10 protein-coding genes are annotated in these 12,416 nt (G+C 48.9%); 9 read left to right on the plus strand and 1 reads right to left on the minus strand.

All coding sequences use genetic code 11. The features are described 5' to 3' along the window. The first annotated feature begins 90 nt into the window (after positions 1-90). The 7 genes from AM231_RS00345 (at position 91) to AM231_RS29370 (ending at position 7,136) form a co-directional block, all read left to right on the plus strand. Entirely contained in the window at positions 91-1,011 is a 921-nt protein-coding gene (locus AM231_RS00345) for an ABC transporter ATP-binding protein (RefSeq protein ID WP_054400810.1), read from the plus strand. Continuing rightward, positions 1,008-1,715, plus strand: a complete 708-nt coding sequence (locus AM231_RS00350) for an ABC transporter permease (RefSeq protein ID WP_054400811.1) — start codon at positions 1,008-1,010, stop codon at positions 1,713-1,715. Before AM231_RS00345 ends, AM231_RS00350 begins: the two co-directional genes overlap by 4 nt. Positions 1,716-1,729: 14 nt before the next feature. Next, entirely contained in the window at positions 1,730-2,464 is a 735-nt protein-coding gene (locus tag AM231_RS00355; protein ID WP_054400812.1) for an ABC transporter permease, read from the plus strand. A gap of 592 nt (positions 2,465-3,056) precedes the next feature. Beyond that, entirely contained in the window at positions 3,057-4,367 is a 1,311-nt protein-coding gene (locus tag AM231_RS00360; RefSeq protein WP_054400813.1) for a sugar ABC transporter substrate-binding protein, read from the plus strand. A 97-nt stretch (positions 4,368-4,464) separates the two neighbouring features. Further along, positions 4,465-5,778: a sugar ABC transporter permease gene (locus AM231_RS00365; protein WP_054400814.1), complete on the plus strand. Its 1,314-nt coding sequence runs from the start codon at positions 4,465-4,467 to the stop codon at positions 5,776-5,778. Then, on the plus strand, positions 5,778-6,620 hold the full coding sequence (locus AM231_RS00370) for a sugar ABC transporter permease (RefSeq protein WP_053489902.1): 843 nt from the start codon (positions 5,778-5,780) through the stop codon (positions 6,618-6,620). Before AM231_RS00365 ends, AM231_RS00370 begins: the two co-directional genes overlap by 1 nt. A gap of 369 nt (positions 6,621-6,989) precedes the next feature. Beyond that, a complete protein-coding gene (locus tag AM231_RS29370; protein ID WP_207383516.1) occupies positions 6,990-7,136 on the plus strand; it encodes a hypothetical protein in 147 nt (48 codons plus the stop codon). Between the two features lie 484 nt (positions 7,137-7,620). Here AM231_RS29370 and AM231_RS00375 read toward each other — a convergent pair whose 3' ends face one another. Continuing rightward, positions 7,621-9,762 carry an alpha-amylase family glycosyl hydrolase gene (locus AM231_RS00375; RefSeq protein WP_054400815.1) on the minus strand — a complete coding sequence of 714 codons (2,142 nt, stop codon included), beginning with the start codon at positions 9,760-9,762 and terminating at the stop codon, positions 7,621-7,623. A 477-nt stretch (positions 9,763-10,239) separates the two neighbouring features. Between AM231_RS00375 and AM231_RS00380 the strand changes: the two genes are divergently transcribed. After that, positions 10,240-11,382, plus strand: a complete 1,143-nt coding sequence (locus tag AM231_RS00380) for a serine hydrolase domain-containing protein (RefSeq protein WP_054403498.1) — start codon at positions 10,240-10,242, stop codon at positions 11,380-11,382. 62 nt (positions 11,383-11,444) lie between these two features. After that, positions 11,445-12,401 (plus strand): GNAT family N-acetyltransferase, encoded by a 957-nt coding sequence (locus tag AM231_RS00385; protein ID WP_054400816.1) that lies wholly within the window; start codon positions 11,445-11,447, stop codon positions 12,399-12,401. Positions 12,402-12,416 lie beyond the last annotated feature (15 nt).

Raw genomic sequence — 12,416 nt, forward strand, 5'->3', positions numbered from 1 at the left:
TTATCTTATCGTTCATTTCTTGTTTACCTGTTGTTAATTTCCCATTGCTAAACTTGAAGTGTTAGCAATGCCAAGCAGGAGGAATTAGAGATGGATGATTATGCAATCGATACACATGAGCTGACCCGGCGGTTCGGAAAGCGAGAAACGGTTAAGCAGATTAATTTGAAGGTCCCCAAGCGGAAGATCTATGGATTTCTGGGGCCCAATGGGGCTGGTAAAACAACAACAATTCGGATGCTCCTGGGACTAATCCGTTCGTCATCCGGTGAGATTCGTATCCTTGGGAAGGATCTGAACAAGCACCGAATGGACATTTTAAAGGATGTCGGTTCTCTTGTAGAATCCCCTTCATACTATGCTCATCTATCAGGATATAAGAATCTGAAGATCATGGCGTTGATCCATGGAATACAAGAATCCAGGATTCAGGAGGTACTGGAATGGGTGAGACTGAGCCAGGCAGCTCATCGGCCGGTCAAAAGTTATTCTCTTGGCATGAAGCAGCGGCTTGGGATCGCGATGGCACTTATTACAAACCCCAAATTATTGATTCTGGATGAGCCCACAAACGGACTTGACCCATCGGGAATTCAGGAAATTCGAGAGTTGATTACACGACTTCCCCGCGATTTTGATATCACCGTTCTGATTTCAAGCCATTTGTTGAGCGAAATCGAGCAGGTTGCAACGTGGGTAGGGATAATTAATCAGGGGGAATTGATCTTCCAAGGACCGCTGCAGGAATTAACTGATCGCAGCAAGCCTTATGTATGGGTAGAGATGGATCAGCCTCAGGAAGCAGCGGAGGCTCTTAATGACCATGGATGGGATGCGGTGCCGGAAATAACAACAGGCCAGATCCGAACCTCCATGATTGACAGGCCGCAATCAGCGGAAATGATTCGCTTTCTTGTCAACCATCAATATGATATCTACCGTGTAACGGAGAAGAAGAAAACCCTTGAGGATATTTTCCTGGAATTAACCGGTCAGGAGAACAGCTTATGATGCTGGAACTGATGCGTGCAGAGGGATTAAAGCTTAAGCTATTATGCCGGTGGATGCCTGTGATCCAGGGCATAATCCTGATCAGCATGACGGCACTGGAGTGGTATCTTTATTTTCGTCAAGGTCCAGGGGGAATTTATGCTGGCTTTGCGGTCATGTACATGTTTTTGTCTTTTGTTTTTTTACTGGGGATTACGCTTCTTGCCAGCATTATGGCCGGTACCGAGCATGAAACCAAGGCATGGAAACAGCTGCTTGCAATGCCTGTTCCCAAAGGCTCTGTGTATCTAGCTAAACTTTTATGGATCCTTGTACTGCAGATATGTGCCGCACTGATTACGATCATGGGGATGTGCCTGATTTGGGTTCTGTACTCAAATGAACCGATACCTTGGGGAATTATGGTGCTGCAGCCTCTGTTCGCCTGCTTATCGACATTGCCGATGATGGCTATTCAGCTCTGGTTGTCCACGGTGTTTTCCAACCAGGCATTACCACTGGCTCTAGGGATATTCGGATCCATTACCAGCTTGTTTTTAGCGCGCAGCAACTCTTTTATCATTCAAATCCTCCCCTGGTCGTATCCAGCACTATCCAGTCCGCTTATCCCTGGCCATATGCAGTGGATCGGAATCTCCCTTGGAGTAGGGATCATGCTGTCGGTGCTGGGAGCTCTCCTGTTTGCCAGAAGAGAATTTGAATAGGGGGTGCCGCCATTATGAGAATGCTGATACGTGCCGAAGGAATCAAGCTTCAATGGAGTGTAATCACGGTGCTCATCGTATTGGACACGCTGATTAACTCAGCGATGGGAGCGATGCAGCTTGAGAGCTTAAAGGATTTTTTTTCACCGAGCTGGTTGACACTCTATATCCACAGCGTTAATTTACACTCTATGTTTTTCTATCCTTTGTACAGCGCGATTGTAGCCTCCTTATTATGCTTATATGAGCATCGGGATGGGGGCTGGAAGATAGCCATGAGTATGCCGGTTTCCCGCAATAGGATCTTCTATGCGAAATACATTATGCTAATTGGGATTTTGGGGCTTGTACAGGTCGTTTTTTTGCTCGGTTATGTGGCAACGGGATATCTAGTTGAAGCGCCTGGTGACATTCCATGGGAGACATTACTCTATTCAATTATCGGAGGATGGATCGGCGTTCTGCCTCTCGCTGCATTACAGCTTATCGTTTCAATAAGAGTACGGAACTTTGGAGCCTCCCTGGCGATGTCCCTCGGATATGTTGTGCCGAATATTGTGCTGACAGGTTTTCATTCTGCGATCGGAGCCTGGCTTCCATTCACGATTCCCTACTATGTCATGATGCCGCAAGCAACAATCTATGCGCCAAGAGTTGAGCCGTATAGCTTGTGGTCCATTGTACTGCTGACAGGTATCTTGTATTTGTTGCTCGGACAAAGATTTGTTGCTCGGACAAAGATTTGTTGAAAAAAGAGATTGGTTGTAGCCTCTCCACATTAAAATTTAGCAGGCTAACAGTTTTCGTTAACCCTGGTGCTTTGTCACCAGGGTTCGTTTGTTATGTCATGGATCCTTGATTGCGGGTAAATGCCCATATTCATTTTTGACGGGGGACGGACCTAGGCCATTTCAAGGGGAAATCCAATGATGACCGAAAGGGACTTTCATCAGTGTAACTAAGCAGTATCCGTTTAAGTGCAAACGTTTGTGCAACAACAGAGCATTTTGATACCATTCCAGCCCTATTTTGAGACTAAAATGACTGTATTGCACAGATTGTACCTGAATATAATTATGATATCTTATGAAATACAGTGAATAGTGAAGCTATTAAGGGATTATATGCTAAAAACAGGTAGATATGATCTGTGCAAACGTTTTTACATTCAATATGATATGTTGTATTATGATTTCAATGGATGAAGCGCTTTCTCACCAGGATTTTTCCTGAGTATCTCCCTAGATGCTACATAGAAAAAGAGACGCTGAAAATTTTCTGAAATCGTTTGCGCAGATTCCCGGTATTTCTGATCATTTATTTGAGAGGGGTAATCATGGAATGAAGATGAAGAAACTACTTACGCTTGCTGCAACCTTCACGTTGGCGTTCTCCGTTACAGCGTGTGGAGGAAAAACAGCGGCTCCCGCTACAGAGGCACCTGCTGAGAATCCTCCGGCACAGGAAGCACCAGCCGAGAATACAGAAGTGAAGGAGCTTACACCAGAAGAAGGCGCGAAATTGGTCGTATGGGAAAGCAGAGACGAAAGAGCCTATACCGATGCTGTCGCGAAAGAATTCACCGAAAAATATGGTGTTGAAGTGACCATCGAGGAATTGTCCCCAACGGATCAAGTAACCAAGCTCGCTCAAGACGGACCATCCGGATTGGCTGCTGATGTTGTACTGTTCCCTCACGATAACCTGGGTAAAGCAGTAGCGACAAACCTGGTTCTGCCAAACGACTTTTTTGAAGAGAAAACTAAGAGCAACAATACGGAAGCAGCCATCAAGGGCGTAAGCTATGACGGTGTTCTGTACGGATACCCGCGCGCTGCGGAAACTTACCTGATGTACTACAACAAGGATCTGGTGAAGGAAGTTCCGACCACGATGGAAGAAGTTATCGAATTCAGCAAGACCTTCACAGACAAATCCAAGAATAAATACGGCTTCATGTTTGAAACCGGCAACCTGTACTTCGCTTATCCGTTCCTTGCTTCTAACGGCGGATACATCTTCGGCAACGATGGCGCAGATGTTAACGATATTGGCCTTAACAATGATGGTGCAGTGAAGAGCATGGAAGTATATGCAAGCCTGAAAGAAATCCTGCCGGTTAAATCCGGAGACATTACACCGGATATCAAACGCGGATTGTTCACATCCGGTGACCTGGCAATGGATATTAACGGACCTTGGGAACTGGGCGGATACAAGGAAGCGCTTGGCGACAAGCTTGGCGTTGCCCCAATCCCATCCATCGGCGGTCAGCCTGCTGTATCCTTCTCGGGTATCAAAGCTTGGTATGTAAGCTCATTCACGAAATATCCGCAAGCTGCTCGTTTGTTCGCTGACTTTGCAACAAGCAAGGAAGCTCAGCTGCAATTGAGCGCACTGGTAGGATCGGTTCCAACCAACAATGAGGCTCAAGAAGACCCGCAAATCAAGAACGACGAGTATGTATCAGCCTTTACGGAGCAGTTTAAGTCGTCCCAACCAATGCCATCCGTTCCTGAAATGGCTAACGTATGGTCTCCTGTAGGTGCTGCGCTGGCAGAAATCTGGGATAACAACAAAGACGTAAAAGAAACGCTGGATAAAGCCGTAAACCAAGTGCAAGATCTTAACAGCGGTGGAGCTAGTGAGTAATAACGTTCTTATATAATACGAGAAAGATGAAGAAGTTCACCCGCCGAACAATCGGCGGGTGATTCCTCGATTATATGGAGAGGGGAATGGAGGGAGCATGCGCCAACATCGAATGACAGCGGCCGTATTATCAGCCATCTGTATGGGTCTGGGTCAGCTTTACAATCGGCAATGGATCAAAGGCATTATTTTACTTATCGTAGGTGTATCCAGTTTATATTACTTCATTAATAACCTGGGTGATGCCATCTGGGGTATGGTAACACTGGGAGAACAGGGAAGCCATTTAGAGAAAGTCAACGGATTAACACAAATGGTTGCAGGTGACCACTCCATCAATCTGCTGATTGAAGGGCTTATTACCTTGATTATGCTGGCGCTTTTTCTTATCGGATACTATGCCAATATCAAAAACGCTTATAACGCTGGAAAACAAAGGGAACAGGGCCTAACGCCTAACAACTTTAGACAGACCCTTTACTATATGTTTGAATGGAAATTCGCGCAATCTTTCCTGACGCTGCCGGCGATCGGTATTCTGTTCTTCACCGTCATGCCGATTATCTTCATGATCATGCTGGCGTTCACGAACTATTCCGCTCCAAACAACTTGCCGCCGGCGAACCTGGTGGACTGGGTTGGTTTCAAAACCTTCAACAATCTCGTAGCATTGAAATCGTGGAGCCACACCTTCTTTGGCGTTCTGACCTGGACGATCATCTGGGCAGTGCTCGCTACGGTTACGACATATTTTGGCGGGGTGCTCGTTGCACTGCTTATTCAACAAAAAGGGATCCGCTTCAAAGGCGTATGGCGTGTCATTCTGATTGTTCCCTATGCGATTCCGCAGCTCATATCCTTGCTCGTTATGCGGAATATGTTTAACGGACAATTCGGACCGATCAACCAATATTTAAGATATTTTGGACTGGAAGGCCTCCCGTGGCTGACTGATCCAATCTGGGCTAAAGTTACGGTTATCATCGTTAATATGTGGGTGGGTATCCCTGTATCCATGCTCCTCGTGATGAGCGTCCTGACGACGATTCCGAAGGACCTTTATGAAGCGGCGGATGTGGATGGAGCTTCTGGCTTCCAGAAGTTCAAGATTATTACTCTGCCTATGATTATGTTCTCAACGGCACCAGTGCTGATCACGCAATTTGCCGGTAATATCAATAACTTCAACTTGATCTTCCTCCTGACCAACGGTAACCCGGTTGTGGGTGATTATCAATATGCAGGAGCGACGGACCTGCTGGTAACCTGGCTCTATAAGCTGACGCTTGATCAGCAGCGATACAGCATGGCATCGGCCATCGGTATTATCATCTTTATGATTATTGCAACCTTCTCGATTTACAATTACCGCAGAACCAGATCCTTTAAAGAGGAGGATATGATCCAATAATGGGAATTAAAATGAGAAATGCGATTCGCCTGACGGCAAGTTACATCATGCTTGTCATCATCGCGATCGGCTGTATTTACCCGGCGCTCTGGATTGTTCTGGCCTCTTTCCGTCCCGGAAAGTCGCTCTACAGCAAGACCTTGATTCCAGAATCATTCACGCTCAGTCACTATAAAGAGCTGTTTACATCCCAAAGCTTCTTGTTTGGCACATGGTATATGAATACGTTAAAGATTGCCGTATTCTCCATGATTATCGGGACCATTCTTGTCCTGTTGACAAGTTATGCGGTATCCCGGTTCCGGTTCAAAGGTCGGCAGAATGCGTTGTCGGTCATTCTCGTACTGGGAATGTTCCCAGGCTTCATGAGTATGATCGCCCTGTATATCCTGCTGAACTCCCTGGATCTGCTGAACACACATGCAGCGATGATTATCGTGTATGCAGCAGGGGCGCCGCTCGGCGGAACCTTGATCATGAAGGGATTTCTCGATACGATACCGCGAAGCCTTGATGAGGCGGCGAAGATTGACGGAGCCACGAACTTCCAGATTTTCCGCAAAATCATTCTTCCGTTGTCGAAGCCAATGATCACGTATATGGGCTTGACGTTGTTCGTTGGTCCTTGGGTCGACTTTATCTTTGCCAGACTGGTGCTGCGGACAAAAGAAAACTGGACGCTCGCCGTTGGCTTATGGGATCTCGTCAACTCCACACAGGACAGCAACTTTACGTTGTTCGCGGCGGCATCCGTGCTGATCGCACTGCCGATCACTCTGTTGTTTGTCTTCTTGCAGCGTTTGCTGGTCGATGGCATGACGGCAGGTGCCAGCAAAGGGTAATCAATGGTGGGCAGCTAAATGTACGATTCATTCAATGACACACATAGATAAAGAGAACAGCGAAGAGGCACAGCCGGTAACAGCTAGCTGTGTCTTTTTGCATGTTTGCATGCTATCTCGGGGGGGGGGGGGACATACCTGTNGAATGAAGTTGTTTTCGTATAATGCGACGCTGCGAGTATGTGCATGGTGTGATGGTTAGGCAGCACTCCGCATTCTTCGTTGAAGCCAGACGCTGCGAGTACGTATCGTTCTTCCAATCGCTGTTGCCCCCGATTTTCTTGGGATTATTAATCTGCGGTAGAAAATCGGGGGCAAAGGCGACCACTATCGTTTTTCCGGAATCGATTCGTCCTCTTTCGCTGCTGCGTGCTATTCGTTAAGCGCTACTCGCGAAGTGCAAAGCGCGCATCCATTTATGCTGGGGTGTGGGGGGATGGAGAAAAGCTGATGAAGGCTGACATCTTCATCGGCTTTTTTGCTGGTGGGAGTGCTGCTTGGGAGCGCTGGATTTAGAGCGAGGCTGTGAGCTGCCGTGTGCGCTTGTTGAGTTGCTGCCTGCTCGGGAGCGCAGGATTTAGTACGGAATTGTTGTGCTGTCTAGTGCGCTTATTGAGTTGCTGCCTGCCGGATCGCTCTCCCTTTGGGAATCGCTTCATGTAGTGCAGGGAATGTTGGGTACTCGTGCGGCACATAGCCATCCAAGCATGCCCCGAACCAGGCATCGCGTGTGCATCGGGAGCTGTACACCCGATGTATAAAAAAGACTGCTGCTTATACTGAGTCATTAACGGCACTAAACCGCACGAATAAAACCAGCTCCGGGAATTGTCCCGGAGCTGGTGGCTCACGCTCAATGAAGTAGCATGCGTCTTACGTATGGCTGTTAATCTTACGTTCGATGAGGTAGAAGGCGTCGCATTATAGATGCTAGCCTTAGGTTAAATGAGATAACATGCTGCCTCCGGATTGCCGCTGCCATTATACGTTATGTGTCAGCCTACGGCTGCCAGTTCACGTTAATGGTGGCTGTGCCGCTCGTTGGTGCGGTGAAGGTGTGGTTTGATCCGCCTTCCCACGTGACCGTTGCGCCTTGTTTTTTCAGGAATTTAAATTCAATGGTTTTGCCTGCAGGAACGCTGACGTCATAGTACCAGGTTGGGTATTGGTAGACGACTTGGTTGTACATTGGACCAATCGCTTTGGTCGGTTCCCAGTTGCCAAGCTCGCTGACGCTGCCCGCCAAGTAAACGTTCTGACCGAGCGCAGTGGCGGCATTGTTCACCACAAAGCGCACGCTGACTTGATCCCCGGTCAGCACTTCGAAGTTGTCATGTACATTGCTTGAGGCACCTGCACTGTTCGTGATTTTAATGTTGTATACGCCTCCGGCAACGGCAGGGATTTTCACTTTGATCTGTGTGTCTTCCCAAGACGTAATGTTGGCGCCTGTTACGGCTGTCGTACCGAAGTATACTGTTCCTTTGCTTGAGCCGAAGCCGCGGCCGTCAATCGTAATGGTTGCGCCCGGTTTGGCCATCATCGGTCCTACATGCCCGATGGTTGGCGATGTGACGGCGGTGGTGTATTGCCATACGGCCGTACCGCCGGCTGCCAGTGTGAAGTTGGAAGCGGCTCCGCCGGAGCCGACCGTCAGACTGTTGCCGTTAAGCAGGCCGCCGAGCACATCAGTATAGCTGCCGGTTGGCAATGATGTTACTAATCCCGTGATATTTGCTGGTGTGTTCACGTTGCGGTTGACGGCAATCACGGCCACGTTGCTGCCGAATTTGCGTTCATAGATCAACACATCGTTGTTGATCCAGCGCTCCTGTGTCGTTCCATACGCAATGGCCGGGTTGGATTTGCGCAGCGGCGCCAGCTTTTGAATTACCTGGTATGCAGTGGTCGTGGTTGAGAAAGAAGGAATCCGGGCACGGTTGTCGGGATCGTTCCCGCCGGACATATACTGTTCGGTTCCGTAATAGATGGCTGGCACGCCACGGGAAGTGAGCGTGAAGGCGAGCGCCTGTTCCAGCTTCCGCTGGTTCGCGCTGCTGTTGTGGAAACGTTCCATGTCATGGTTATCAATGAACGTAACCTGGTCCTCCACCTGCGCGTAATCGGCCGCAGAGCCTTCCAGCATGGACTTTAGTCCGTACATATTGTCGGTGTTATCCCTGAATACCTGGCGAACCTTCTGAGCGAAACGGAAATCCAGCAGGCTCATGCCGGATTCATTGGCGAACTTATGATTCTCGGCACTCACCTCGTTTACGCCAAGGAACCATTCACCAAAGGTGAAGACCGGCTTGTAATTGTTGACGGTAGCCATGAAGCTCTTCTGCCAGCCGAACGGCATATGTTTGACCGCGTCCATCCGAATACCGTCAATGCCCAGATCGAGCCACATTTTAATGGCATCCTTCAGATAGGTGTCCACGGTGCTGTTGTTGTGGTTCAGGTCGGCGAGGTCATACAGATTTTTGTAAATCCCGTTCTCTGTCGTCGAAAAATCGGTACCCCCGTTATGATGGAACAAATTCTGTGTATCGTTCGTGTATCCGCCCAGCAGGGTGCCGTTGTTATACAGCTTGCCGTTCTCCGCAAACGACGGCTGATCCGAAGAAGCGGGAGACGTGTGATTTGGTGCGAAATCGATGATGACTTTAATATTCTTAGCGTGGGCAGCAGCGATAAGATTCTGGAAATCGGCAATCGTACCGTAAGCCGGATTTGTTTTCTTAAAGTCTCTGGCCCAATAGCCGTGATATGCGGTGTTGTTTACACCGGAATAATTGATGACGCTGTAGATGTTCTCCACCGGCTGTGAGATCCAGATGGCGGTTATGCCCATGCCGGTTAAATAGCCGTCGTTGATTTTGTTAATGATTCCTTGCCAGTCACCGCCGCAGTACAGTCTCAGGTTGGTGCAGGTGCCGTCAAAGGCAGAGCCGGTCGGGTTGTTGGAAGGATTGCCATCAGAGAAACGGTCCGTAAAAATTTGATAAATGACGTCCGTGCTGAAATTCTGCTTGTTGGATACCGAGGTGTCCGGGGCTGCATGGGCTGGACCCAGCGAGCCCAGGACCAAGGACAAGCTAAGGGCGAGAGCGGCTGATAATTTGTACATTTTTTTCATCGTTTTCCTCCTATGTAATACATATTGATTGACTGGCTCAATGAGCCTTAACCGGTGTTTTACGCATCACCTCCTATACGAAATCAGACAACAAAAAACCCCGGAATCTCATAAAGAGAAACCGGGGTTGTTCCAAACCTTATGCACGGTTATGGAATGCATAGCCCTCAAATTAAACAGTGGATTAATTAAACATTATTGTAAATGGAAGCGAATTCAAATGTCAATACAGAAATATAAATAAAAGGTAACTTATGCTTAATGGACTGAAATTTAATTTTATAGTTCGTATTAATTATTGAAACTAAATTTTACAAATCATATAATAGTTAAGGTAAGCGTTTACAATGTAGAGGTTATCATTGATGCGAATGGCGCGTATTGCGTCTGTTTTTCAGAGATCCAACTCAAGAATGTATAGCAAAGGAGGGAAAAGCGTTGGAGAGTCTTCCGGATACTGGTGCAGATCAGCTTCGAATGGGAATCAGAGGAGTGAGGGCAGCTTGTGCTGCAATTGAACGGGAGATCGCTGCAGGTACAATGCCAGGCGCGGTACTGGGTGTTCTGCATGAGGGCAGAGAATGGGTGTATGCCTCGGGTTATGCTCATCCCAAGCCGTCACAGGGAGAGCCCGTATTTGCCAGCGAGGATACATTATATGATGCTGCCTCTCTAACAAAGGTGGTAGTGACACTGCCGTTAATGCTGCAGCTACTTGATGAGGCATGCTTGACCTTGAGCACCAAGGTGAGCGATATTCTTCCCTCTTTTCAAGGGGAGGGCAAGATGGAGATTACAGTAGGTCAGCTGCTGACGCATACGTCTGGACTCCAAGCGGATCTGAATCTGCACTCCTCGGGCTGGAGCAGGGAGCAGATGTGGGAGGCTGTTCTTACGGCGCCGCTTGCGGCGACGCCGAATACCGAGGTGATTTATAGTGATTTGGGCTATTTGACACTCGGCTGCATCATAGAGAAGATGCTCGATATGTCTTTAGATGAGGCAGTGAAACAACGGGTATGGGACCCGCTCGGCATGCATCATTCGACACTTACCCCTTCGCTGGAGCTGACAGGGCGTTATGCCGCAACAGAATATGACGATGCGTTGCAAGAGCATTTATGGGGAATTGTGCATGATGAGAAGGCCCGGGCCTTGGGCGGTGTATGCGGCCATGCCGGATTATTTACCACCGCAGGCGACCTGCTGAAGTACGCTCGAATGTGGCTGGCACAAGGGGCGGTGCCCGTCATGCTGAAGATGGAGACGGCAGGGGCGGTGCCCCTCATGCAGAAGACGGAGGCGGAAGAAGGCGAAGCGCGGATCTTCTCTCGGGCAGCTGCTGCAGCTGCCATTCGAACCCATACCGGGCATGTCCATGGCACTAACCGAGGTTTGGGATGGGTACTGAAAGGGGATCAGATGGATGCTTCCGGTGATTGGATGAGTCCTCTCTGCTATGGACATACGGGGTTTACCGGAACCAGCATGTGGATTGATCCTGAGCATGAGCTTGCAGTCGTGCTGTTGACAAACCGTGTGTACGGAGGACGGTGCAGCAGTGTTGCACAGCTGCGCGCCCAGGTCCATAACGCTTTGACAGGAGCGGTATCAAGTTAAAACGAGAGGGAGCAATCGGTAGTCTCTGATCATTAAGTTATCAGTATAAGGAGGAATATACGATGACAAGCATAACCTACCGACCATATCGGCCTGGAGACGAGGACGGCATCATCGACCTGTGGAATGTCTGCCTGTCATGGGATCTGATCACGCGGCTGCGTTTTCGCAATTTAGTGCTGCTGGACCCGAACTTTGACCCGCAAGGATTGCGGATCGCCGAGCAGGAAGACCGTATCATAGGCGTTCTGTATGCGGTACGCCGGAGATTGCCGATGATCGGAACCGAGCTGGAGCAGGATCATGGCTGGATTCCTTTCTTTTATACCGATCCGGCGGTCCGAAGACAGGGCGTGGCGTCGCGGCTGCTGCAGGAGGGCGAGGAATTTCTTCGCCAGCATGGACGAAGCAAGGTCTTTTTCTCATCGTATGCTCCGAACTATATCGTTCCGGGAATTGATGGCGAGCGTTATCCGGAGGGCTTGGCGTGGTTGAAGGGCAGCGGATTTGGGCGCAATTATACGGCAGTGGCTATGGATCGTTCTCTGGTCGACTTTCATACACCGCCTGAAGTGATGGAGCTGAAGCAAAAGCGTGAGCAAGAAGGATATACTTTTAAACTAGCTCAGGACAGCGATTTGGTGGAGCTGATCGCTTTTGCGACGGACGTATTTAATCCCGATTGGGGGCGGGCGATTCGCGAAGGATTGCTGCAGCGGTTAGGAATTGATCAGATTCTGATTGCACGGGATCAAGGGAAGCTGGTAGGCTTCTGCCTGCATAACGCATATGAGGGTGTGGCTGAACGCTTCGGGCCGTTTGGTGTAGATCCGTTGATACAAGGGAAGGGCCTGGGTAAAATCCTCTTATACGATTGCCTTGCCCTGATGCGGGCGCAGGGATTGCACGATGCCTGGTTCCTGTGGACCGGCGAGCATAACGCTGCAGGACATCTATACCAAAAGGCAGGCTTTCACATTACACGCCGATTCGATATTATGAGCAAGCCGATTCAATAGATAGAATCTACGACT

This window comes from Paenibacillus solani, assembly GCF_001277345.1.
Taxonomy (GTDB): domain Bacteria; phylum Bacillota; class Bacilli; order Paenibacillales; family Paenibacillaceae; genus Paenibacillus_AQ; species Paenibacillus_AQ solani.